General features: G+C 64.9%; 18 protein-coding genes. 12 read left to right on the forward strand and 6 right to left on the reverse strand.

All coding sequences use genetic code 11. The annotated features are described in order from the left end of the window. Positions 1 to 691 precede the first annotated feature (691 nt). The 5 genes from urtA to urtE all read left to right on the forward strand — a co-directional run bounded on the left by urtA (position 692) and on the right by urtE (position 6,472). Positions 692 to 2,002: an urea ABC transporter substrate-binding protein gene (gene urtA, locus P9230_RS11800; RefSeq protein ID WP_067327408.1), complete on the forward strand. Its 1,311-nt coding sequence runs from the start codon at positions 692 to 694 to the stop codon at positions 2,000 to 2,002. A 114-nt stretch (positions 2,003 to 2,116) separates the two neighbouring features. Continuing rightward, entirely contained in the window at positions 2,117 to 3,733 is a 1,617-nt protein-coding gene (gene urtB, locus P9230_RS11805; protein WP_278119084.1) for an urea ABC transporter permease subunit UrtB, read from the forward strand. After that, positions 3,730 to 4,953: an urea ABC transporter permease subunit UrtC gene (gene urtC, locus P9230_RS11810; RefSeq protein ID WP_278086378.1), complete on the forward strand. Its 1,224-nt coding sequence runs from the start codon at positions 3,730 to 3,732 to the stop codon at positions 4,951 to 4,953. The genes urtB and urtC overlap by 4 nt, the downstream gene beginning before the upstream one ends. Positions 4,954 to 4,959: 6 nt before the next feature. Further along, positions 4,960 to 5,706 (forward strand): urea ABC transporter ATP-binding protein UrtD, encoded by a 747-nt coding sequence (gene urtD, locus P9230_RS11815; protein WP_095801062.1) that lies wholly within the window; start codon positions 4,960 to 4,962, stop codon positions 5,704 to 5,706. Between the two features lie 70 nt (positions 5,707 to 5,776). After that, positions 5,777 to 6,472, forward strand: coding sequence for an urea ABC transporter ATP-binding subunit UrtE (gene urtE, locus P9230_RS11820; protein ID WP_067327999.1), 696 nt, complete (start codon positions 5,777 to 5,779; stop codon positions 6,470 to 6,472). A 360-nt stretch (positions 6,473 to 6,832) separates the two neighbouring features. Here urtE and P9230_RS11825 read toward each other — a convergent pair whose 3' ends face one another. Beyond that, on the reverse strand, positions 6,833 to 7,951 hold the full coding sequence (locus P9230_RS11825) for an FAD-binding oxidoreductase (RefSeq protein WP_278112644.1): 1,119 nt from the start codon (positions 7,949 to 7,951) through the stop codon (positions 6,833 to 6,835). 110 nt (positions 7,952 to 8,061) lie between these two features. Between P9230_RS11825 and P9230_RS11830 the strand changes: the two genes are divergently transcribed. The 5 genes from P9230_RS11830 (at position 8,062) to P9230_RS11850 (ending at position 14,786) form a co-directional block, all read left to right on the forward strand. Continuing rightward, positions 8,062 to 8,967 (forward strand): LysR family transcriptional regulator, encoded by a 906-nt coding sequence (locus P9230_RS11830; RefSeq protein WP_095825766.1) that lies wholly within the window; start codon positions 8,062 to 8,064, stop codon positions 8,965 to 8,967. An 87-nt stretch (positions 8,968 to 9,054) separates the two neighbouring features. Further along, positions 9,055 to 11,133, forward strand: coding sequence for a hydantoinase/oxoprolinase family protein (locus P9230_RS11835; protein WP_278119089.1), 2,079 nt, complete (start codon positions 9,055 to 9,057; stop codon positions 11,131 to 11,133). 4 nt (positions 11,134 to 11,137) lie between these two features. After that, on the forward strand, positions 11,138 to 13,123 hold the full coding sequence (locus P9230_RS11840; protein ID WP_278119091.1) for a hydantoinase B/oxoprolinase family protein: 1,986 nt from the start codon (positions 11,138 to 11,140) through the stop codon (positions 13,121 to 13,123). Then, the gene (locus P9230_RS11845) at positions 13,120 to 13,422 is read left to right on the forward strand and encodes a (2Fe-2S)-binding protein (protein WP_278119093.1); all 303 of its coding nucleotides are present in this window, start codon (positions 13,120 to 13,122) and stop codon (positions 13,420 to 13,422) included. The genes P9230_RS11840 and P9230_RS11845 overlap by 4 nt, the downstream gene beginning before the upstream one ends. Next, positions 13,419 to 14,786: an FAD/NAD(P)-binding oxidoreductase gene (locus P9230_RS11850; protein WP_278119095.1), complete on the forward strand. Its 1,368-nt coding sequence runs from the start codon at positions 13,419 to 13,421 to the stop codon at positions 14,784 to 14,786. The genes P9230_RS11845 and P9230_RS11850 overlap by 4 nt, the downstream gene beginning before the upstream one ends. Before the next feature lie 52 nt (positions 14,787 to 14,838). On the opposite strand, the gene P9230_RS11855 is transcribed toward P9230_RS11850, so the two are convergent. Continuing rightward, entirely contained in the window at positions 14,839 to 16,164 is a 1,326-nt protein-coding gene (locus P9230_RS11855; RefSeq protein ID WP_127240190.1) for an FAD-binding oxidoreductase, read from the reverse strand. 223 nt (positions 16,165 to 16,387) lie between these two features. On the opposite strand from P9230_RS11855, the gene P9230_RS11860 reads away from it, so the two are divergent. Beyond that, entirely contained in the window at positions 16,388 to 16,864 is a 477-nt protein-coding gene (locus P9230_RS11860) for an Lrp/AsnC family transcriptional regulator (RefSeq protein WP_066989429.1), read from the forward strand. Between the two features lie 49 nt (positions 16,865 to 16,913). Here the strand turns inward: P9230_RS11860 and P9230_RS11865 are convergent, their stop codons facing one another. Continuing rightward, positions 16,914 to 17,855: a LysR family transcriptional regulator gene (locus P9230_RS11865; protein WP_278119097.1), complete on the reverse strand. Its 942-nt coding sequence runs from the start codon at positions 17,853 to 17,855 to the stop codon at positions 16,914 to 16,916. Between the two features lie 73 nt (positions 17,856 to 17,928). Between P9230_RS11865 and P9230_RS11870 the strand changes: the two genes are divergently transcribed. Next, positions 17,929 to 20,004 (forward strand): NADH:flavin oxidoreductase, encoded by a 2,076-nt coding sequence (locus P9230_RS11870; RefSeq protein WP_278119471.1) that lies wholly within the window; start codon positions 17,929 to 17,931, stop codon positions 20,002 to 20,004. Between the two features lie 28 nt (positions 20,005 to 20,032). Here P9230_RS11870 and P9230_RS11875 read toward each other — a convergent pair whose 3' ends face one another. From P9230_RS11875 to P9230_RS11885, 3 genes are read right to left on the reverse strand one after another with little or no spacing between them, the layout of a single operon-like run. Continuing rightward, complete coding sequence (locus tag P9230_RS11875; RefSeq protein ID WP_095826959.1) at positions 20,033 to 21,688, reverse strand: ABC transporter ATP-binding protein; 1,656 nt, start codon at positions 21,686 to 21,688, stop codon at positions 20,033 to 20,035. Continuing rightward, complete coding sequence (locus tag P9230_RS11880; RefSeq protein WP_066989179.1) at positions 21,685 to 22,536, reverse strand: ABC transporter permease; 852 nt, start codon at positions 22,534 to 22,536, stop codon at positions 21,685 to 21,687. Before P9230_RS11880 ends, P9230_RS11875 begins: the two co-directional genes overlap by 4 nt. Further along, positions 22,533 to 23,483, reverse strand: a complete 951-nt coding sequence (locus P9230_RS11885) for an ABC transporter permease (RefSeq protein ID WP_066989177.1) — start codon at positions 23,481 to 23,483, stop codon at positions 22,533 to 22,535. The genes P9230_RS11880 and P9230_RS11885 overlap by 4 nt, the downstream gene beginning before the upstream one ends. Positions 23,484 to 23,521 lie beyond the last annotated feature (38 nt).

Here is a 23,521-nt window from a genome sequence, read left to right on the forward strand (position 1 = left end):
TTCGCCCCTTGTCGAAGTTCGGTAGCTGGGCGGCGCTGTTGCGTCGGGATGGCATATCGGGTCCGATTGGAACGGGCTGATCAGAGGAGACCCGACAAAGAGCCGTCCCTCACACCCGTCGGGCTCTTTCAATGCATTGGCGGCGCTTTATTGAAGAGCTTTCCGGTGACCAGCTACACCGTTGAAACGATGTCGGGGACGGATGCAGTATTGCCTACGCGAGGACCACCTCACCTAAAGAAGCCGCTGAATGGGTGACCGGCCGCCACGTACAGGACCGGCGAGACGAGACCCAATGGGTTCGCGTCACCGACGACACCAATCGAGCGGTCTACAATTTGCTCCAGATAGGAAAAGCCCGCCGCCGAGACGGACCGGGTCCCTCACTTGTTAGCCGCCCGCGGCGCAAAGATTTCAATTCCCAACATCTCTCGCCGTGCGACTACGGGGGTCGGCAGAAGGCAAACGGCGATTTAAAAACACGCAATAGAAAATTGCGATGAAAATAGAGGCAGAAGCCCAAAATTTGACAACGCGTTGAAGCGGAAGCGGCCGTTGAAAACTTGAGTTGAAATTATAACCAACTGTAACTGATCGATTTTTTTGCCCGGCACTTTGGACTGTCAGGTTTGGCACGTCGCTTGCACCCGCAATGTTGCAATGCAAAACAACCAGCTTGGGAGTGTGCAATATGAGGGGCAATTTCTCGACAATAACAAAATTGTTTTCGGCCGGCGTGATCGCTGCCGGCCTGTCGATATCGGCTCCCGCCAGAGCGGCCGACGACACGATCAAGGTCGGCATCCTCCATTCGCTCTCGGGGACCATGGCGATTTCGGAGACGACGCTGAAGGACGTCATGCTGATGCTGATCGAGGAGCAGAACGCTAAGGGCGGCCTGCTCGGCAAGAAGCTCGAGGCGGTTGTCGTCGATCCGGCCTCCAACTGGCCGCTCTTCGCCGAAAAGGCGCGCGAGCTGATCTCCAAGGACAAGGTCGCGGCGGTCTTCGGCTGCTGGACCTCGGTGTCGCGCAAATCGGTGTTGCCGGTGTTCTCGGAGCTCGACAACATCCTGTTCTACCCCGTCCAGTATGAGGGCGAGGAAAGCGAGCGCAACGTCTTTTACACGGGTGCTGCCCCCAACCAGCAGGCCATTCCGGCCGTCGACTACCTGATGAGCGCCGATGGCGGCTCGGTGAAGCGCTGGGTGCTCGAAGGCACCGACTATGTCTACCCGCGCACCACCAACAAGATCCTCGAAGCCTATCTGAAGTCGAAGGGCGTGCCGGCCGAGGACATCATGGTCAACTACACGCCGTTCGGCTTCTCCGACTGGCAGACCGAAGTCTCGGCGATCAAGAAATTCGGCTCGGCCGGCAAGAAGACGGCCGTGATCTCGACCGTCAACGGCGACGCCAACGTGCCGTTCTACAAGGAACTGGGCAACCAGGGCATCAAGGCCGAGGACATTCCAGTCATGGCCTTCTCAGTCGGCGAGGAAGAACTGGCCGGTCTCGACACCGGACCGCTGGTCGGCCACCTCGCCGCCTGGAACTATTTCGAGAGCGTCGACACGCCCGAGAACAAGAAGTTCATCGACGACTGGCACAAGTTCATAAAGAACGACAAGCGCACGACCAACGACCCTATGGAAGCCCACTATATCGGCTTCAACATGTGGGTGAAGGCAGTCGAGAAGGCCGGTACTACCGATCCGGACAAGGTCATCGACGCCATGGTCGGCGTCTCGGTGCCGAACCTGACCGGCGGCTATTCGACGATGATGCCGAACCATCATATCACGAAGCCGGTGCTCATCGGCGAGATCCAGGCCGACGGCCAGTTCGAGACCGTCTCGCAAACGCCCGGCCTTGTGATGGGCGACGAATGGTCCGACTACCTGCCCGATTCCAAGAACCTGATCTCCGATTGGCGCGCGCCCCTCAGTTGCGGCAACTTCAACGTCGCCACCGGCAAGTGCGGCGGCAAGGGCACCAACTGATCTCCCAGGTCTGTCGGGTCGCCGCGTGGCCCCGCGATCCGAGACCGCGGCCCGGGCGGGCCTTCGCGTCCCGCCCGGGCAGAAACCTCAAACGTTCGAGATCCGCTGAAGCTGATGATCCTGTTGCGCGCGATTGGCTTGACGCTGCTGCTGACGATGGCAAGCCTGCTGCCGTCGAAGGCAGGCGAGGCCGATCTTCGCGCGGCAATAGCCAAGTTCGCTACAGCGACTAATTTCTCGGCCACGGAAGCCATCGTGCGCGAGCTCGCGGCCAGCGGCGATCCGGCCGTCGAAAGGCCGCTGTCGGCGCTCGCCGACGGCAACCTCTATATTCGCAAAGCCGATTCGCAGGTCTTCATCGGCAAGGACGCGGCGAACGGTGTCGAACTGCTCGATCCTTTCAGCGGCGACAAGTCCGCCGATGCCGCCAAGGCCGATCTCACCAAGATCAAGGTCAACAACGGTCTTCGCCGCGCCATACGCGACGCGCTGGGGACGCTGACGCTGCGCGCCAAGGACGCGAGCGTGCGCCTTGCCGCCGCCGCGACCATGTTCAAGACGCCCGACGCGGCGAATATCGAACCGCTCGATGCCGCGATCGCTGCTGAGACCGACCCAGCCGTCAAGACGATGTTCGTGCAGGCGCGCGCGGCGTCGGTTCTGGTTTCCGACAAGCCGGAAGCCGACAAGCTCGCCGCCATCTCGGCCATCGCGGCGCGCGGCGACCGCGATGCGCTTTCCCTGCTGACCTCCGTTGAGGCTGGCGCGCAGGGAGCGGTCAAGAACTTGGCAACCGCCGCGATCGGCAATATCAATTCGACGCTGGCATTGTGGGATGCCGGCCAGAACATCTGGTACGGCATATCACTCGGATCGGTGCTGCTGCTCGGCGCTATCGGTCTCGCCATCACCTTTGGCGTCATGGGCGTCATCAACATGGCGCATGGCGAGATGGTGATGCTCGGCGCCTACACCACCTTCTTCGTCCAGCAGGTGATCCGCACGTCGTTTCCGAGCCTCTTCGACTGGTCGCTGGTCATCGCGCTGCCGCTCGCCTTCCTGGTCTCGGCGCTGGTCGGCCTTGTCATCGAGCGCGGCGTCATCCGCTTCCTCTACGGCCGGCCGCTGGAGACGCTTCTTGCCACATGGGGCGTCTCGCTGATCCTGCAGCAGGCGGTGCGCACCGTCTTCGGCCCGACGAACCAGGAGGTCGGCAATCCGTCCTGGATGTCGGGATCGTTCGACATCGGTCAATTGGCCATCACCTGGAACCGGCTGTGGATACTGGTGTTAGCGCTGCTGGTGTTCGGTGTGCTGCTCTACGTCATGAAGCGAACGCCCTGGGGCCTGCAGATGCGTGCCGTCACCGCCAATCGGCGCATGGCCGCATCCATGGGCATCAGGACGCCTTGGGTCGACGCGCTGACTTTCGCGCTCGGCTCAGGTATCGCCGGGATCGCCGGCGTGGCGCTCAGCCAGATCGACAACGTCTCGCCCAATCTCGGCCGCGGCTACATTATCGACAGTTTCATGGTCGTGGTCTTCGGTGGCGTCGGCAATCTCTGGGGCACGCTGGTCGGCGCCTTCTCGCTCGGCATCGTCAACAAGTTCCTCGAGCCGTACGCCGGCGCGGTGCTTGGCAAGATCGTCGTGCTGGTACTGATCATCCTGTTCATCCAGAAGCGGCCGCGCGGCCTGTTCGCGCTGAAGGGCAGGGCGGTGGAAGCATGATCACGCAGCGCTTCTTCGGCGCCGACCGGCGCATCGCGATCGCCATCCTCGTCCTGCTGGCGGCGGCCGCCATCGTGCCGCTGCTAAACCTCGCGGTGTCGCCTCAAAGCGCTTTCTACATTCCGCCTTACATCGTCTCTTTGGTCGGGAAATATCTCTGCTACGCGCTGCTGGCGCTCGCGCTCGATCTGGTCTGGGGCTATTGCGGCATCCTTTCGCTCGGCCACGGCGCCTTCTTCGGGCTCGGCGGCTATGCGATGGGCATGTATCTGATGCGTCAGATCGGCTCGCGCGGCGTCTATGGCAATCCCATCCTGCCGGACTTCATGGTGTTCCTGAACTACAAGGAACTGCCCTGGTTCTGGCACGGCTTCGACCATTTCTGGTTCGCCGTGCTGATGGTGCTGGCCGTGCCGGGCCTGCTTGCCTTCGTATTCGGCTGGTTCGCCTTCCGCAGCCGCGTCACCGGCGTTTATCTCTCGATCATCACCCAGGCGATGACCTATGCGCTGCTGCTTGCCTTCTTCCGCAACGACATGGGTTTCGGAGGCAATAACGGCCTGACCGATTTCAAGGACATCCTCGGCTTCAACATCCAGGCCGACGCGACGCGCGCGGCGCTGTTTTCAGCAAGCGCCGTGACGCTGGCGTTCGCGGTCTTGGTCACCGCGGCGATCGTGCGCTCCAAATACGGCAAGCTGCTGATGGCGGTGCGCGACGCCGAAAGCCGCACCCGCTTCCTCGGCTGGCGGGCCGAGAATGTAAAACTCTTCGCCTTCAGCGTCTCGGCCGTCATGGCCGGCATCGCCGGCGCGCTCTACGTGCCGCAGGTCGGCATCATTAATCCCGGCGAGTTCGAGCCCGCCAATTCGATCGAAGTGGTGATCTGGACCGCCGTCGGGGGGCGCGGCACCATCGTCGGCCCGATTATCGGCGCGCTCCTGGTCAATGCCGGCAAATCCTGGTTCACCGGCGTGCTGCCTGAATTCTGGCTATTCGCGCTTGGCGGGTTGTTCGTCGCCGTAACGCTGTTCCTGCCCAAGGGCGTGGTCGGCACGTGGGATAGCTGGCGAGGCAAGGCCAGGGCGCTGCGCGCGGCCTCGCTCGCCGCGGAAGCCGGCATCGACCCGCCGGAAGCGCAGCCGAAGATCGAGCGTTCGGCGGCGAGAACGCCGGGCGCGTGGTCGGCCAACGGCCCCGAACCGCAGCCGGCGGAGTAAGCGACCATGAGCAAGTCGAACACCATCCTCTATCTGGACGGCGTCTCGGTCTCCTTCGACGGCTTTCGCGCCATCAACAACCTGTCGCTGGTGCTCGACAAGGGCGAGATGCGCGCCATCATCGGACCCAACGGCGCCGGCAAGACGACGATGATGGATATTGTCACCGGCAAGACGCGGCCGGACGAGGGCGAGGTATTCTTCGACGGTCGGGTCGATCTCACCCGGCATGACGAAGCCGAGATCGCCATGATGGGCATCGGCCGCAAGTTCCAAAAGCCGACCGTCTTCGAGAGCCACAGCGTCGAGGACAATCTGATGCTGGCGCTGAAGGGGCCGCGCTCGATCTTTCCAGCGCTCTTCCATCGCGGCTCGCCGACCGGGGCCAGGCGCATCGACGACATCCTCGGCATCATCCGCCTCGGCGACAAGCGCGGGGAGGTCGCCGCCAATCTCAGCCATGGCCAGAAGCAGTGGCTGGAGATCGGCATGCTGCTGGCGCAAGACCCGAAGCTGCTCCTCGTCGACGAGCCGGTCGCCGGCATGACCGACGCGGAGACCGAGGAGACGGCGCGCCTGCTCAAGGACATCGCCCGCGACCATTCGGTGGTCGTCGTCGAGCACGACATGCATTTCGTGCGCGAGCTCGGCGTCAAGGTCACCTGCCTGCACGAGGGCTCGGTGCTGTCGGAAGGCACGCTCGATTTCGTTTCGGCCGACGAACGCGTCGTCGAAGTCTATCTGGGGCGCTGAGCATGATCTGGCGGGTCTCGTTGCATCGTTTCGACCTTTCCTTCCTCAGGTGCTGGAGAAGGGGCTGACCATGCTCGAAGTCTCCAACGCCACCCTCCATTACGGTGCCGCCCAGGCGCTGCGCGGCGTTTCGCTGAAAGCGGGCGCGGGCAAGATCACCTGCGTACTCGGCCGCAACGGCGTCGGCAAGACCAGTCTGATGAGATCCATCGTCGGCCATCATAGGCTGACGAGCGGAAGTGTTGCCTTCGAGGGGAAAGCGCTCGAGCGGAGCGCGGCGTATGACCGCGCCCGGTCGGGCATCGCATTCGTGCCGCAGGGCAGGGAAATCTTTCCCCTGCTCACGGTGCGCGAAAATCTGGAATCGGGGTTCGCACCGCTGAAGCGCGCCGACCGCAACGTTCCAGCTCATGTCTTCGAGCTGTTTCCAGGGTTGAAGCAGACGCTCGGCCGCCGCGCCGGCGACTTGTCCGGCGGCCAGCAGCAGCAGCTCGCCATAGGCCGCGCGCTGGTGATGCGGCCGAAGCTGCTCGTGCTCGACGAGCCGACCGAAGGCATCCAGCCATCAATCATCAAAGACATCGGCCGCGCCATCCGCTATCTGCGCGACCAGGCGGGGATCGCGGTGCTTCTGGTCGAGCAGTATCTGGATTTCTGCCGCGAGCTTGCCGACGAGGTCAACATCATGGACCGCGGCCAGATCGTGCATACCGGCCCCGCCGAGGATCTGGACAGGCCCGATGTACGCAAGCTCCTTACTGTCTAGGTTCAGTCGTCATCCTTTGGCCGAAGCGCCGCAAAACAATGTCGTTTCGATGGAAAGTCCGTAGAAGCGTGCCATGTTCTGCGCGGCATCCTGCGTTCGACATTAAGCCGATAGGGCTGAGCAAAGCATGGGATAAGAATCGCCGATCGGGGAACGCTCGTACAACGACACTTATGAATCGCTTGTCGCGCAGCGCCCACGCGCTCCAATCCGCGGCCGCGGTTTGCTGGGGGCGAACTCCAGTCTGAGCCATCCGAAAGCGACCTTTCTGCTCACCCAACAAGCCGTCGTTCGGACAGATGGAAAGCTCCCTTCTTCCGCGTCAAAGGACGCCTGAGCCCAGGGGATCGACTCGCCTCGTCAGGCTCCGCGATTGAAGCGATCTATCCTAAAATCGTCGAGGGCCGTTTCGCAGTCGCCGGTGGTGATGAGCTCGGCCATGGCGTCGCCGACACCCGGACCGAGCTGGAAGCCGTGCCCGCTGAAGCCGAAGGCGTGGAACAGGCCCGGCGTCGTCGACGAGCGTCCCATGACCGGCAGCATGTCGCGGACATAGCCTTCGCAGCCCGACCAGGTGCGGATGACCGCGACTTGCGCGATCGCCGGCAGCAGCCGCGCGACGGCCCGCAATTGCGTCGGCAGGCGCATGGGGTCGGCGGCCGCATGGCCTGGATCGAGGTCCACCGACACTCTTTCGGCCGCGCCGCCGAAGACGATGTTGCCGCGCTCGACCTGACGCAGATAGGCGCCATAGTCCTTGTCGCGCGTCCAGATGCCGACCACCGGCAGGATCCGGTGCGGCAGTGGTTCGGTCACACCCATTTGTGGACCGCGGGCATCGAGCGGGACCTCTTCGCCGAACAGCGCGGCGACGCGCGCGCCCCAGGCGCCGGCGGTGTTGACCAGGCATTCGCCGGCGAAAGCGCCTTTTGAACTGGCGACAAGGAAACCGGAGTCGGTCCGCTCGATCTTTTCGACCCGAGCTTCGTCGATGATTTTCGCGCCCAGCTTGCGGGCGGCCTCGGCGAAGGCCGGCGCGATCAGCCGCGGATTGCCGCTGCCGTCATGCGGAGAGAACGACGCCGCGATCGCGTCGGGACCGAGGCCGGGAAAACGCGCGCGGATCTCGCGCGGGCTGAGCTGCTCCAGCTCGAGTCCCCAGGGACGCGCCGCCTCGGCATAGCTGCGCATGTCGGCGAGACCGCCTTCGTCGAAGATCAGCCGCACGTGACCGGTGGCGCGGAATTCCACATCGCGCCCCAGCATTTTTTCGGCCTCGCCCCACAGCCGGAGCGAGCGGTGGGCCAGCGGAAGCTGCGGCAGATGACGCCCCGTGCGCCGGATGTTGCCGAAGGAGGCGACGGTTGCTCCACCGCCGATCCGGTTGCGCTCGACCAGCGTCACGCGGGCGCCGCGCCTGGCCAGGAAATAGGCGGAAGCTGTCCCCATCAGGCCGCCGCCCAGCACGATCACATCCATTGTCGTTCCTTAGCGCAGAGGGCTGATTCTGGATCCATCTTGTCGGCGCCGCGGCAATGCGTCAAAGATGGCTTTGGATAAAACCCATAAGTTTGACCTATGGAGTAGGAATGCGGGCCCGGCAGCTCGAAGTGTTCATCGCCGTCATGCGCGCGGGCACCGTGACCGCCGCGGCGCGAATGCTGAACATCTCCCAGCCCGCGCTCAGCCAAATACTGCTCCACACTGAGGACGAGCTCGGCTTCACGCTGTTCGAGCGGGTCAAGGGCAGGCTGCGGCCGACCCCTGAGGCACTCGAGATCTTTCCCGATGCCGAGAGGCTGTCGGCGGGGCTCGACGGCCTGCGCCGCAAGACCACCGATCTGCGTCTCGGTCGGACCGGGCTGGTGCGGGTCGCCGCCTCGCCGCCGCCGGCCATGGCGATATTGCCGCGCGCCTTCACCGCATTTCGGGCGCAGCATCCCGACATGCTGCTGCGTTCCCATAGCGCGCCGATCGCCGCGATTGTAGACATGCTGCGCGCCGGCGATGCGAGCCTCGGCGTGGCCATGGATGACCGCCTGCCTCCCGACATCGAGGCCGAGGTGATCGGCAGTGTCGGCTTCGCCTGCCTGCTGCCGCGCGGACACGCGCTGCAGAAGAAAACCGAGCTGACGCTCGCTGATCTCGTGGGGCAGGAACTGATATCCTATCGCGGCAACACGCGTCCCGCCGACGAACTGGCCCACGCGGCCCGCGCGCAAGGCGTGGCGCTTTCGCCGTCGCTGGAGATCGACATTTCGATCTCTGCGGTCGGCTTCGTCCAGGCCGGCCTGGGCGTCGCTCTCGTCGACGCGCTGCTGCCGTGGCGCCAGTTTTCCGGCCTCGCTGTCAGGCCGCTGGCGGGCGGCCCGGAATTCCCGATTGCGCTGCTCGCGTCGCGCGCACGAGCCCTTTCGAGGGCCGACGAAACGATGCGCGATGACATCCGTGCGGCCTGCTCCGCCGTTCTCGGCGAGCATAGCGTCAAGGTATAAGTACGACTTATATTCTTGCCCATCATCCATCTTGGACCGTGACTGTCCGCTCGTGCGAGTTTCCGAGCAGACCGAAAGGGACGCATCATGGATGGAGCCACTGCGACGGATGAGGCGCTGAAGAAGGCCGACTGGAAGGTCGGCGTCGACATCGGCGGGACATTCATCGATTTCTGCGCGCTCGAAGCAAACTCCGGACGCGTCGCTTCGCTGAAGGTGCTGACGACGCCGGAAGATCCGGGTGCCGAGCTGATGACGGGGCTCACCTTGCTAGCCGAACGCGAAGGCTTCGACCCGACCCATATGACGCGCTTCGTGCACGGCACGACGGTCGGCATCAACACCATCATCCAGCGCAAGGGCGCGCCGCTGGCGCTATTCACCAATGCCGGCTTCGAGGACGTGATCGAACTCGCGCGGCTTCGCATGCCGGACATGTATTCGCTGTTCTGCGCGCGGCCGGATCCGCTGATCTCGCGCGACATGGTGTTCGGCATTCCGGCCCGCATGCGCGCCGATGGCAATGAATCCCAGGCGCCCGACACGGCGGCGGTGGAGAGCGCGGTCGCGGCCGCGAAAGCGAACGGGGCGCAGGGGATCGTCGTGTCCTTCCTGCATTCCTGGCGCAACGCTGCGCAGGAGGCTTCGGTCAAGGCGGCGATCGCGCGCTTGGCGCCCGACCTCTTGGTCTTCACCTCCGCCGAGGTGTGGCCGGTCATCCGCGAATACGAGCGCAGCTCGACCGCCATTCTCAATGCCTATGTCCATCCGCGCGTCTCTGGCTATCTGACCGCGCTGGAAGAGCGGCTGAAGCATCGCGGCGTGCCGGCCCGGCCGATGCTGACGAAGTCGAACGGTGGGCTGATGAACGCCGCCGAAGGCAAGCGCGCCTGCGTGAATATGCTGCTGTCGGGAACGGCCTCCGGCGTCATCGGCGCCTCGTGGCTGGCGCGTCAGGCCGGCGAGGATAAGGTTCTCACCCTCGACATCGGCGGGACCTCGGCCGATTTCGCGCTCATCATAAACGGCGAGCCGCAGTTCGGCACCGGCGAGCTGATCGGCGAATTTCCGCTCCATATCCCTTCCGTATCGGTGAGCTCGATCGGCGTCGGCGGCGGCTCGATCGCCAGCGTCGACGCGCAAGGAGTGCTGCGGGTCGGGCCGGAATCGGCCGGTTCGACGCCGGGACCTGCATGCTACGGCCGTGGCGGCGAGCGGGCGACGGTAACTGACGCCATGGTGGTGTGCGGATGGCTCGGCCATAGCGAGATGGCATATGGCCAGCTCAGGATCGAGACCCAACTGGCGCATCGCGTGGTCGGCGAGCTTGCCGCCCGGCTCGGCCGTCCGGTCGAGCAGACCGCGCAGGCGATCCTCGACATCGCGGTGTCGGAAATGTTCGTCGAGGTTGAGAAGCTCGCCTCGCGCGCCGGCGTCGATCTGCGCGATTTCACGCTGATGCCATTCGGCGGCGGCGGCCCGATGCTCGGCGCCTTCCTGGCCCGCGAGCTCGGCATCAAGCGCGTCATGGCGCCCCGCCGCCCCGGCGTGGTATCGGCGCTGGGTGGGCTGGTGGCTGATCTGCGCGGGGACTTCATCCGCACCATCTTCAGCCCGCTATCCGGCGCGTCGCTTCCCGGAATCCGCGAGGCCTTCGAGGCGCTGGCGCAGGAGGGCCGCGACTGGCTTGCGGCGCAGGGGCACGATGCGGCCGCGCAACTCACACTCTCCTGCGACATGCGCTACTTCGGCCAGAGCTATGAGATCGAGGTTGTCCTTTCGCCCCAATGGCTGGCGGACGGCGACGCGGCCGCGATCGAGCAGGCATTCCACCGCACCCATGAGCAGCTCTACGACTTCCACGATCCGGACGGCGCGATCGAGCTTGTGAATGTACGGCTGTCCGCGATAGGCGCAGGTCCGGCGCTCTCCTTCCCCGAGACCGAGGAGATCGACGTCCCGACCCATCCGGCGCGCCGGGTGCCGGTCTATACCGGTCTGACCGTCGAGACCGTCGACCTCCATGACCGCCAGACCCTGGTGCCGGGCAGCGCGTTTCACGGGCCTGCGGTGGTAGTGCAGGAAGATACCACCTTCGCCCTCCCCGCCGGAACGCAGGCGCGGGTCGATCGCCACCTCAATCTCGTACTGACTTTCGCGGAGTGACGCCTTGTTCGACCGCACAAATCTTCAGGTTCTGGCGAACCATGCCCGCGCGGCGGCCGAGAACATGGCCCACACGCTGCACCGCACCGCGCACTCCGCCTTCGTCAAGGAGACGCAGGATTTTACGGTGATGCTGATGGACCGCTCGGGAGCGACCTTCGCCGTCCCGATGGAGCTCGGCGCCACATGGTACCCCGGGCTTTCCTATCACCGTGCGATCGCCATGGTGAACGACTATCGGCCGGGAGACGTCGCCTTCACCAACGATCCCTATTCCGGCCACGTCGCCACGCACGCGCCCGACACGCATTTGTGGAAGCCGGTCTTCGTCGACGGCGAGATCGTCGCCTGGACGGGAGGGCACATCCACAACACCGACATGGGCGGGGCTGTGCCGGCTTCGCTCAGCCGCGCGCTCACCGAAATCCATCAGGAAGGCGTCCGCTTTCCGCCGATGAAGCTGGTGAGGGAAGGCGTCTTCGACGAGACGATCCTCAGCATCATGAGCACCAATGTGCGCAAGCCGGACCTCAACATCGGCGACATGAAGGCGCTGGTCGGCGCACTCAACACCGGCGAGCGCAAGATCCAGGCGATGGTGAAGAAGTTCGGCAAGGCCGGCTTCGTCGAAGGCGTTGCCGCTCTTCTTGACCATGCCGAGGCGCAGGCGCGGGACGTGCTGCGCACCATGCCCGACGGCACCTGGCAATTCGCCGACTATGCCGATGAGGATTCGGTCGAGGCCAATCCCTGCCGGCTGAAGCTGACGCTGACGATCAAAGGCGATGAGGCCGTGCTCGACTTCACCGGCTCCGATCCGCAGCTCGGCTCCTCGCTCAACGTGCCTTCGGGCGGCGACCCGCGCCACACGATGCTGCTCGTCGGCGTCTATTACGTGCTCTACACGCTCAACCCGAAAATCCTGCTCAACGCGGGCCTCACCCGGCCGTTCACCTGCATCACGCCGCAAGGTTCGGTGCTGAACCCCGTCCATCCCGCCGCCGTCGGCATGCGCTCGCTCACCTGCGCCCGGCTGCGCTCGGTCATCTTCGGGGCCTTCTCACAGGTGCTGCCGGAGCGCTTGCCGGCGGCGCCGGCCGGCAACAACTGCATCGTCAACGTCATGACCATCGATGAGCGCACCAGCAGGAGCGTCATCGCGGCGGTCAACCCCGTGGTGGGCGGCGGCGGCGCGATGCCGCATCGCGATGGCACCAATGGATCGGGCGCCGATGCCGCCTATCTCAAGAACACGCCGATCGAGATCACCGAGACCGAGACGCCGGTCGAGTTCGTGAAATATGGGCTCGCCCGGGACAGCGGCGGTGCGGGCCGCTGGCGCGGCGGGCTGGCGACCGAGATGGCTTTTCGAGTCTTTGCCCCCGACTCCCGGATTACGGCGCGCAATCGCGACCGCAGCTTCTTCCGTCCCTGGGGCGTGCTGGGCGGCAAGGCGGCCGGCCTGTCGGACATGGTCGTCAATCCGGGCACCGACCGCGAGCGGCGGCTGGGCAACATCGACACGGCGGTGCTGCAGCCGGGCGACGTGCTCGAGATCCGCTCCGCCGGCGGCGGCGGACGCGGCGACCCGTTTCAGCGCGAGCCCTGGCGGGTCGGTGAGGATGTGCGGCGCGGCTATCTCTCGCCGGCCGCAGCCGAAAGCGACTACGGGGTCGTTATCCGCGGCGGCGAAGTCGACGAGCGCGCGACGGAGCGGCTGCGCGCGAGGCACACGCCGTCCGTCGGCCATTTCCATTTCGGGCCGGAGCGCGACAGCTACGAAGCGCAGTGGACGCCGGCCGCCTATGACCGGCTCCACGCTCTGCTGGACGCCTTGCCGATCCACTGGCGGTTCTTCGCCAAGACGGAGATTTTTCGCCGCATGAAAGGTCGCTCCGGGCCGGAAGGCGTCCAAGCGGCCTTCGAGGCGGTCTGCGAACGTTTTCCCGAGCTGCCTCGTCCGGGGCCGGTACGAGAGGCCGCCGAATGATCACGGTCGGCCGCATCGTCCGGCTGGCCGAGCGCGATCGCGAGGAGGTGCAATTCCTTCTCGACGGTGAGACGCGCAACGCGCTGGACGGCGACACCGTGCTGACCGCAATGCTGGCTTCAGGACCTGCGCTGCGGAGTTCCGAGTTCGGTCCCGAGCCGCGCGCGGGGTTCTGCCTGATGGGAGCCTGCCAGGACTGCTGGGTATGGCAAGAAGGGGGACCGCGCCTGCGTGCGTGCACAACTCTTGTCGTCGAAGGCATGCGGCTGCGCACGACACCGCCGGAGAACTGGCCGTGAGCGAGCCGTCATCGCCGCGCATCTTGATCGTAGGTGCGGGCCCCGCCGGCATAAGGGCCGCGGCGACACTGGTCGAGGCCGGCCTCCATCCGGTGGTGATCGATGAAGGGCACCGCGCGGGTGGGCAGATCTATCGCCGCCCGCCTGCCGGGTTCGTCCGAACTCCGGAGCAGCTGTACGGCTTTGCGGCGGACAAGGCGCGCGCATTGCATTTGCTCTTCGACCGGATGGCCGAAGAAGGGCGGCTCACTTATTGCGCGCGCAGCTCCGTCATCGCCGTGCATGAGGGGCGGCTGCATGTGCTGGGGGAGGGCGGCGCGGAGGTCGTCTTCTACGACCGCCTGATCCTCGCCACCGGCGCATCCGACCGCGTCGCTCCGGTCCCTGGCTGGCAGAACGCCGGCGTCTTCAGCCTTGGCGCGGCGCAGATCGCGCTCAAGGCGCAGGGTGTCGCGCTCGGACGGCGCATCGTGCTTATCGGGTCGGGCCCCTTGCTGACGCTGGTTGGCATGCAACTCCTCAAGGCCGGAGCGGATGTGGCGGCGGTGCTTGATACGTCTTCCTGGCGCCAGCAGATGCGCGGGTTCTGGGGACTTGCCGCCCGACCAATCGTGGCGTTGCGCGGGCTGGCCCTGCGGGCGCGGCTTGGTCGCCGCTACCACGCTGGCGTGACGCCTCTGCAAATCGATGCCGATGGACGGGGCGTCACCGGGATGCGCTGGCGCGACGCCGGCGGCCGGGAGCGCGTCACCCCATGCGACATGATCGGGATCGGCTGGCACCTGCGGGCGGAGACTCATCTGACTGACCTTGTGGGATGCGCCCTTACCTATGATGAGCAATGGCGGCAGTGGCTCCCGAAGACCGACCGGATGGGACGGGCCGGCAATGGCATCTACCTGGCCGGTGATGGGGCTCGTCCTCTCGGGGCGGACGGCGCGGAGATCGCCGGGCGCCTTGCCGCGGCGGCGTGCCTTGCCGATCTTGGAAGCCCGGTGCCCTCCGTCGGCGCCGACCTGCGCAGGCTCGCACGGCTCGAGCGCTTTGCCCGCGGTCTGGCCCAGGCCTTTCCTTGGCCAGGCGCGATGGTGAGGGCGCTTCCCGACGATACGATCGTCTGCCGCTGCGAGAACGTCACTGCCGGGGCCGTGCGCGAGGGCACGACTCTCGGCGGCGGCGAGGCCAACAGGGTGAAATCGCTCTCGCGCGTCGGCATGGGGCGCTGCCAGGGGCGTTATTGCCAGTTGGCAGCCGCCGAACTCATCGCAGCCCACGCCGGCTGTAGGCCCGAGGATGTCGGCCGGTTTCGCGGGCAGGCCCCCATCCGGCCTGCCCCCATCGGCGCCTTTCTTCGGGAGAGCTGATGCAATCCGGAGGGTTCACCTGCCAAGCGATGTCGGAATGTCGCGTTTGAAACTAGAAGTCGGCGACCTTGCCCCACGCCGAAGCATCGAAACGCCGCGGATCGTAGGATTTCGGATCGACGATCGGCTCCAACCCGGTGACAAGATCGGCGACGAGGTGCCCGGCACCGGGTCCGATGCCGAAGCCGTGACCCGAAAATCCGGCAGCCAGGAAGAAGCCTGGAACGGCGTGTATCTCGCCGATGGCCGGCACGCCGTCCGGGGTGCTGTCGATGTAGCCCGCCCAGGCCGCGCTGATCTTCGTCTGCCGCAGCGCAGGCAGCAGCTCGAGCGCGCGGGCATGGGTCAGGCGGATGGTCGCCTGATCCGGCATCGGATCGAGGATACGCATCCGCTCCATCGGCGTCGGCCGGTCGAGCCGCCAGCGTTGGAGCGTTTCGTGGCCTGAGCGCACCCCCTGCAACCCGCCGGGCGCGAGGCTGCGCCAGCGCTTCAGGAACATGGGGACGAACTGCGAAGCGAAGCGCAGCTGCTGCGGCGTCACGTCGACGCGTCCGCGGCCGCTTATGGCGAGCGTGTAGCCGCCGTCACCGCGCCGCGTCGCCGAGATTTTTGCCGTGTGTAGCGCATCCGGCAAGCCCCCCGCGCCGGGCGAGACGGACAGGATGGAGGAGCGGATCGAGGCCTGCGGGAAGCGGAAGCCGAACTGACGGCAAAAGGAGGACGCCCAGGCGCCACCGGCCAAAACCGCCGCCTTCGTGCGGATCGTACCGCTTTCCGTGACCACGCCGCACAGGCGACCGCCCTCGGTCTCGATACCGCGCGCGGCGCAATTCTGATGCACCGTGCCGCCAAGCTGGACGATGGCGCGGGCGACCGCTGGCGCGGCCTGCGACGGATCGGCGGTGCCGTCGGTCGGCGAGAAGACGCCGCCTTTCCAGGTACGGCCGGTGGCGCGGCCCCGCCCGCTGGCCTCGGCGCTGTCGAGCATGTGCGTGGTGACGCCCGCTGTTCTGGCGAAGTCACGCCAGCGCGCCCAGCCGGCCAGTTCCGCCTCGTCATTGCTGAGATAGAGCAGGCCGCAGCGGCGAAAGCCGGTGTCCTGGCCGCTTTCGGCCGCAAAGCGCTCCCAGAGATCGAGGCTGCGCGTCGCCATCGGCAGCTCGCGGGCGTCGCGGTTCTGCTGGCGGCACCATCCCCAGTTCCTGCTGGATTGCTCGGCGCCGATGCGTCCTTTTTCGACAAGCGCGACCTTCAAGCCGCGCCTAGCCAGGTAGTAGGCCGCGAAGACGCCGACGATGCCTCCGCCGATCACCACCGCATCCGCGGATTGCGGCAGTTCGTCGGATGTCTCGATCTGTTGCAGCGGCGCGCGCATGGTCCTCTCTCTGCTTCGAGGCTCGAATCTAGCGCGTTGCGCAGGCAGCCGCTGCCGCAGTTATGCTTCAGGCAGAATTTTATTCCGTAGCGCGCAATGGAATCGAGAGTCCCTGCGTGTCAGAGCAGGCCCATCGGATAGACAGGCCTGCGGGCTGTGGTAGTGTCACGGCTAGAGAAGTGGCGGCATTTTGTGCTGTGGCTTGCGTTCTTCGGAGATGGACGTGAAACTGGATCGGATCGACATCAAGATTCTGCATGAATTGCAGAAGAACGGCCGCATCACCAATGTGGAATTGGCCGAACTGGTGCACCTGTCGCCGAGCCCGTGCCTGATGCGGGTCAAGAAGCTCCAGTCGGAAGGTTATATCGAGGGCTATTCCGCGCAGGTCAACATCGGCAAGCTCGGCCAGACACTGACCGTGTTCACCGAAATCACCTTGAAGAACCATCGCCAGGTGGACTTTGCCCGCTTTCTCGCCGTCGTCGAGAAGATCGATCAGGTCATCGAATGCCACCTCGTGTCGGGCGGTTACGACTATCTGATGAAATTCGTGACCGCCGGGATTGGCGAGTACCAGACGATCATGGAGCGGCTGACCGATATGGATATCGGCATCGACAAGTATTTCAGCTTCGTGGTGCTGAAGTCGCCCATCGTCAAATCGCACATGCCGCTGCCCAGCCTGTTTCCGATGTAGTCCGCGGGTAGGCTGTGCCGGGCGCTGCAGTTGTCTGCTGCGGTCCGGGCTACAGGACCCCGGGCTGCAATAGTGCGCGCAACGCTTTCAACTCGGCTTGCATCTCCGCGATCATCCAGGCGCGGATATCGGAGACGATCGGCCGCACTGGCCGTGAGCGAGGTGCAATCAATTCATGGATCCGTCCGGTGTTGATCTGCCTGTCCGAGGCCGGAACGAGCGTTGCCTGAAGCAGTGCCCTTGAGACATTGCTGAGCCAGCCGAGCGCCACGCCTTCTCCGTTCATCGCGGCTTGAAGCACGACCGCGTAGTCCGAGAATTCGAGCCATTTCGCCCTGCTGGTCTTGCGGTGGGCTACGCTGCCCCAGGCGTCCAGCCACTGCTCCTTGGCGTCGGTGAGATGAAGCAGGATATGACCTTCGCCGTCCGAGTCATGGTTCAAGCGGCCGTGGTGCGACAGATAGGATGGGCTGCACACCGGAACGATGATTTCCGGCGAGAAGGCCCAGCGGTGATAGTGGGTGTCGTCGTCGGCCAGGATTCTGGTGGCAAGCTCGACATTCTCGGCGGGTCCTCGCAGAACGCCGGCGATGAGTTCGAACCTCAGGTCCACGTCGGGAAATCGCGTGTTGAACGCCGTTAACCTCGGAACGAACCAGTGCGTAGCGAGAGAGCTCGAGAGCGAAAGGGTAACCACCGGCTTTGCGGCACTGCTCCGCTTGATCGTGCCGATCGCCTCCTCGATGCCGTCAAATCCTTCCCGTACAGCCGAATAGAGGGCGCGCCCCTCCGGGGTCGGGGACAATCCCGTTGGACCGCGCGTGAACAGAGCCACGCCGAGATCGGCCTCCAGCTGAGCGATGCTGCGGCTGATCGAGGGTTGCGCGACGTTGAACTCGCGCGCTGCGGCCGTGAAACTTCCTGAACGGACAGCGGCCTCGAAAACGAGGAGTCCGCGTGCGGATGGAACGAGTTTTGCGAAGCCAGCCATACGCCAAGCGTATAGCCGCCCCAACAATTTTCAAGCTTTCCTGCAGTCCTGCAAATCGCGAACTATAACCCTCATGAATGGTTCGGAGCAGCATGTGCCGGCAGCGGCATTCCAAGCGGGGAGCACATCCGGCGATCCACTGCTTCAGCCGTTTCGGCTCAAGGGTCTAACGCTGCGCAACCGCGTCGTCAGCACCAGTCATGCCTCAATGCTGGACGAGGGTGGCCTGCCGCTCGAGCGCTATCAGCGCTATCATGAAGAGAAGGCGCGCGGCGGCCTGGCGATGACTATGGTCGGCGGCTCGGCGATGACGTCGCCCGATTCGAGCTGGGGCGGCGGTCAGCTGGATCTTTCCAGCGATAGCATCATCCCCCATCTCCAATCGCTGTCGCAGCGAATTCATCGCCACGGCGCGACGGTCATGTGTCAGGTCTCGCATCTCGGCCGGCGCGCTACTGCCTATGCCGGTTACTGGTTGCCCCCGGTTGCGCCGTCACGCGTCCGCGAGACGCGAAGCCGGAATTTCCCCAAAGAAATGGACGCCGCGGACATCGACAGGATCGTCAAGGACTACGCCAGTGCCGCCAGGCGCTGCGTTGACGGCGGCCTGGACGGCGTCGAGACCGTCACCGGCGGCCATCTGATCGGCCAATTCCTGTCGCGCAGAACCAACAGGCGCACGGACGCTTTCGGCGGCTCGCTGGAAAACCGCGCGCGCTTCGGGCTGATGGTTCACGAAGCGATCCGCCGCGCGGTGGGCGACGACTTCGCCGTCGGGATCCGCTTCGTGGTCGACGAGGCGGTCGACGACGGATCGGATTTCGAGGAAGGCCTTGCCTTCGCCCGGCTGTTCGAGCGCGAAGGCCATGTCGATTTCTTCAACTGCATCTTCGGCCGCATGGACACCGACTTGTCACTGGCCGAGCAGAATATGCCCGGCATGTTTATCAGGAGCGCGCCGTTTCTGCCGTTGGTTGGACAGTTCAAGCGGGAAACCAGGCTGCCGGTCATCCACGCCGCCGCCATCAGGGAGGTAGCCACGGCGCGGCACGCGATCCGCGCAAACCTTGTCGATCTGGTCGGCATGACTCGAGCGCATATTGCCGACCCGCATATCGTCAACAAGGTGATGCGGGGCGAAGAAGACCGCATCCGCCCGTGCGTCGGCGCGTCCTACTGCCTGTACAAGAAGGTCCATTGCATTCACAACCCCGCCAGCGGCCATGAAACGACCGTCAGCCACATCATTGACCGGACCGAAACGCCGAAACGGGTGGTCGTCGTCGGCGGTGGTCCGGGCGGGATGGAGGCGGCCCGGGTCGCCGCCGAGCGCGGGCACAGCGTGACCTTGTTCGAAGCTGGGGCCCGGGTCGGCGGGCAGGTGCTCGTTGCGGCCTCGGCTTCCGACCGCAAGGATCTGATCGGTATAGTCGACTGGCGCGCCGAAGAGCTCGCGCGCCTGGGCGTGGATGTCCGCCTCAACACCTATGCGGACGCAGATGGAGTGCTTGCCGAGAAACCGGATGCCGTTATCGTCGCCACAGGCGGCATCCCGGACATGGAGTGGCTGGAGGGCGCTGAACATTGCGACAGCGTCTGGGATATCTTGACCGGGGTCATGCCCGCGAAGGCCGATGTGCTCATCTACGATGAGACTGGACGCCAGGCCGCCATATCCTGTGCCCTGCATCTTGCCCGCCTGGGACATGCGGTCAGCCTGGCCATGGCTGACGACACCCTTGCGATCGAGACACCCTATCCGGACCGGGTCAGTTTCCGCAAACTCGCGTCCGAACTCGGCATCCGGGTCGTCGGCGATCTGCGGCTCATCAAGGCAGCGCGCCACGGCAACGGCATCGCCGCCCGGTTCCGGCATGAGCTCACCGGTGCAGAAACGGAAATGACCGCGGCCCAACTCATTGTCGAGCGCGGCACGGCACCTGTGGAAGATACCTACCAGGAATTGCGTGCCCGCTCCGCCAATAAGGGCGTCACCGACATCGCGCTCATGACGGGAGTGGCGACAAAGGGGGTGCAAGGGCTCCAAGCTCCAGGATCCTTCGTCCTGCACCGCATTGGAGACGCGGTCGCCAGCAGGGACATCTACTCGTCAATCTATGAGGCCTACCGGCTCTGCTCGCAACTGTAGTCCGGCGAATCCCCTACGGTCAGTTTGGTCAGCGGTGGCCGTACTGGCTGACCAGCTCGGGGTCGCGGACGAGGCCGTCGAGCCAGGTCGGATCGAGCTTCGGCACGGAGGAGAACAGAAGTTTGGAATAGGGGTGCGTGGGCGACTTGACCTTGTCGGGCGTGATCTGCTCCACCCGCTCACCATTGTACATGACCATGATCTCGTCGCAGATGGCCTCGACGACGGAGAGGTCGTGGCTGATGAAGATATAGGAGAGCCCCAGCTCGCGCTGCAGCTCCTTGAGCAGCTCGATCACGGCGGACGCTACAACCGTGTCGAGCGCTGAGGTGATTTCGTCGCAGATGATGAGCTTCGGACCGGCCGCCAGCGCGCGCGCGAAGTTCACGCGCTGCTTCTGGCCGCCCGAGAGCTCCGAGGGATGACGGTAGCGCAGCGACCTCGGCAGGCGCACCATGTCGAGCAACTCGTCGACACGCTTCGAGCGCGCCTGCCTGTCGAGCCCATGATAGAAGGCCAGCGGTCGCGAGATGATGTCCTCAATGGGCTTGGCGGGATTGAGCGCGGTATCGGCATACTGGAACACGATCTGCATCTCGCGCAGTTGGTCGCGAGTGCGTTTCCGGGCGGCGCGCTCCAGTGCCTTGCCGTCGAAGACGATATCGCCGGTCGCCGCCGGATGAATGCCCGCGATGGCGCGCGCCAGCGTCGATTTTCCGCAACCGGACTCGCCGATGACACCGAGATTGCGGCCCTTCTCCACGACCAGGCTGACGGAATCGACCGCGCGGATAACCGGCTGCCCGTCACCTTTCACCGGGCCGTATCCGGCTATCAGATTGTCGATGCGAAGCAGCGGCTTTGGTCCGGAATCTTCATCCGCCCGTATCTGCCTCGACTTCGGCTCGAAAGCGGCCAGCAATTCCCGTGTATAGGGATGCTGGGCAGCCGAAAGGATTCCGGCCGTCGTGCCGGTCTCCTGCACCTCGCCGCCCTTCAGCACCACGATGCGATCTGCGATCTGGGCGACGACCGCGAGGTCGTGGGAAACGTAGACACCCGCTATGCCGCCCGCCTTCATCACCGACTTGAATGCTTTGAGCACGTCGATCTGGGTCGTCACGTCGAGTGCGGTCGTCGGCTCGTCGAAGATGACCAGTTTGGGATCGCCGATCAGCGCCATGGCGGCCGCCAGTCGCTGCAATTGCCCGCCTGAAACCTGGTGCGGATAACGGGCGCCGATACCGTCCGGATCAGGCAGCGACAAGGCCCGGAACAGCTCGACCGCGCGCTTTCGCGCCTGCTCGGGTGGCATCAGGCCGTGGATGCGCGTGACTTCGATCACCTGCTCCATGATGGTCGATGAGGGGTTGAAGGCGGCGGCGGCGCTTTGCGGAACATAGGCGATGTCGGTGCCGCGCAACCTGGCGCGTTCCCGCTCGGTAAGCGCAGCCATGTTCTTGCCGTTGACATTGATCTCGCCGCCAGTAATCCGGCAGCCGGGCCGCGCATAGCCCATGAGGGAGAGCGCCACCGTCGTCTTGCCGGAGCCGCTCTCGCCGATCAGGGCGACGATCTCGCCATCGGCGATGTCGAGGCTGACGCCCTTGATGATTTCGACCAGACGTCCGGCGTCGGTCTTTGCCTCGATCCGAAGGTTTCTGACCTCGACGAGATTGGTCATGCGTCCCGGTCCCTGATCTTCTGCGGCAGGTTGTCGATTAAGAGGTTGACGCTAATGGTCAGGCTGGCGATCGCCAGCGACGGCACGATGACGGCCGGGGCCGCGAAGGGCAGGCCGCCGATGTTCTCGCGCACCAGCGCGCCCCAGTCGGCTAAAGGCGGCTGCAGACCGAGCCCGAGGAAGGACAGGCCGGAGAGCAAAAGCACGATGAAGACGAAGCGCAGGCCGAAGTCAGCAAGCACAGGCCGGATGATGTTCGGCAGGATCTCGGAGCCGATGAGATAGATAGTGCTCTCGCCGCGGACGCGGGCGACGGTCATGAAATCCATGGTGTTGATGTTGACGGCAAGCGCCCGCGCGAAGCGGTAGGCGCCCGGGATGTAGATGACGGCGAGCGTCAGGATCAGCACCGGGATCGATGAGCCGACCGCGGCGACGACAACAAGGCCGAACAGCTTGCTGGGGATGGAGTTCATGGCGTCGAGGAAGCGGCTGAGGCAGGTATCGAACCAGCCGCCGGTGACGGCCGCGATCATCCCCAGCACGACCCCTGAAAAGCAGGCGATCGAGACGGCGGCAAGCGATATGCCGACGGTGTAGCGTGCTCCCATGAGAACCCTGGAGAGCATGTCACGCCCTAGATAGTCCGAGCCGAGCCACAGGCCCTGGCGCATCGGGCCGAAATAGTCGTCGTCGACGATATCGCCGATCGGATGGGGAATGATGTAGGGCGCGAAGATCGCGACCAGCGTCCACGCCAGAATGACCAGCGAGGCCACGACGCCCACGAGGTTGTAGCTGTGGCCCAGGAAGGACCGTCGGGAGGATGCCGCGCGCGCCACTGTCATCTGAGCCTCGGGTTGGACATGATGGCGACGATGTCGGCGGCCGTGATGAGCAGGAGATAGCCAAGGCAGAAGATCATCGCGCAGCTCTGGATCAGCGGCAGGTCGCGGGTCGCGACCGCATCGACCATCAGCTTGGCGATGCCGGGATAATTGAAGATCGTCTCGACGATGATGACGCCGCCGACCAGATAGGACAACGAGAGCGCGACCGCGTTGACGATCGGCCCAAGCGCGTTCGGAAGGGCATGCTTGAGCACCATGCGGCTGCGCGAGGCGCCTTTGAGAAGCGCCATCTCGACATAAGGCGTTGAGAGCGTTTCGATCACCGCGGCGCGCGTCATGCGGATCATTTGGGCCGAGATGACGAAGGTGAGGGTAATCACCGGCATCGAATAGATGCGCACGAGGTCGGCAAGCGAGTGCGCCTCGTTGACCGAAGACAACGCCGGCAGCCATTTCAGATAAACGGCAAAGAGCAGGACGGCGAGGGTCGCGACCATGAATTCCGGCACGGAGATCACGCCGATCGAAAGCACGGTGACGGTGCGGTCGTAGACGGAGCCGCGCAACATGGCGGCGGTGATGCCGAGCGTCAGCGCCAGCGGCACCGAGATCAGCGTGGTGATGCCGGCGAGCTTCATGGTGTTGACGAAGCGCCCGCCGATCAGGGCCGCGACCGGCATTTCGTTGGCGTAGGAGGTACCGAGATCGCCGTGGAGCAGACCGACAAGCCAACGCAGGAAGCGCAGGATCGCCGGATCGTTGAGATGCATGGCCTCGCGCAGGCCGGCGACCGCCTCGGGCGTCGCCGCCTGCCCAAGCAGGATCGACGCCGTGTCGCCCGGCAGCATGCTGGTCGCGAAGAACACGGCGAACAGGACGATCAGAAGGGTGACGATCGCGATCGCCAGCCGCTTCAGCACGAGGTTTAGAACCCCAGACTTCATGGAAGCTCCCTGCGGTTGCGTTCGGCCAAACAATCTTG

The organism is Mesorhizobium sp. WSM4887 (assembly GCF_029625865.1).
Classification (GTDB): domain Bacteria; phylum Pseudomonadota; class Alphaproteobacteria; order Rhizobiales; family Rhizobiaceae; genus Mesorhizobium.

Bases quoted from the DNA above. Each gene is read 5' to 3' on its own strand.
- P9230_RS11870 (WP_278119471.1), top strand. From the start codon at position 17,929: ATGAATGGTTCGGAGCAGCATGTGCCGGCAGCGGCATTCCAAGCGGGG.
- urtC (WP_278086378.1), top strand. From the start codon at position 3,730: ATGATCACGCAGCGCTTCTTCGGCGCCGACCGGCGCATCGCGATCGCC.
- urtE (WP_067327999.1), top strand. From the start codon at position 5,777: ATGCTCGAAGTCTCCAACGCCACCCTCCATTACGGTGCCGCCCAGGCG.
- P9230_RS11855 (WP_127240190.1), bottom strand. From the start codon at position 16,164: ATGCGCGCGCCGCTGCAACAGATCGAGACATCCGACGAACTGCCGCAA.
- urtB (WP_278119084.1), top strand. From the start codon at position 2,117: ATGATCCTGTTGCGCGCGATTGGCTTGACGCTGCTGCTGACGATGGCA.
- urtA (WP_067327408.1), top strand. From the start codon at position 692: ATGAGGGGCAATTTCTCGACAATAACAAAATTGTTTTCGGCCGGCGTG.
- urtD (WP_095801062.1), top strand. From the start codon at position 4,960: ATGAGCAAGTCGAACACCATCCTCTATCTGGACGGCGTCTCGGTCTCC.
- P9230_RS11865 (WP_278119097.1), bottom strand. From the start codon at position 17,855: ATGGCTGGCTTCGCAAAACTCGTTCCATCCGCACGCGGACTCCTCGTT.
- P9230_RS11880 (WP_066989179.1), bottom strand. From the start codon at position 22,536: ATGACAGTGGCGCGCGCGGCATCCTCCCGACGGTCCTTCCTGGGCCAC.
- P9230_RS11835 (WP_278119089.1), top strand. From the start codon at position 9,055: ATGGATGGAGCCACTGCGACGGATGAGGCGCTGAAGAAGGCCGACTGG.
- P9230_RS11875 (WP_095826959.1), bottom strand. From the start codon at position 21,688: ATGACCAATCTCGTCGAGGTCAGAAACCTTCGGATCGAGGCAAAGACC.
- P9230_RS11830 (WP_095825766.1), top strand. From the start codon at position 8,062: ATGCGGGCCCGGCAGCTCGAAGTGTTCATCGCCGTCATGCGCGCGGGC.
- P9230_RS11845 (WP_278119093.1), top strand. From the start codon at position 13,120: ATGATCACGGTCGGCCGCATCGTCCGGCTGGCCGAGCGCGATCGCGAG.
- P9230_RS11885 (WP_066989177.1), bottom strand. From the start codon at position 23,483: ATGAAGTCTGGGGTTCTAAACCTCGTGCTGAAGCGGCTGGCGATCGCG.
- P9230_RS11825 (WP_278112644.1), bottom strand. From the start codon at position 7,951: ATGGATGTGATCGTGCTGGGCGGCGGCCTGATGGGGACAGCTTCCGCC.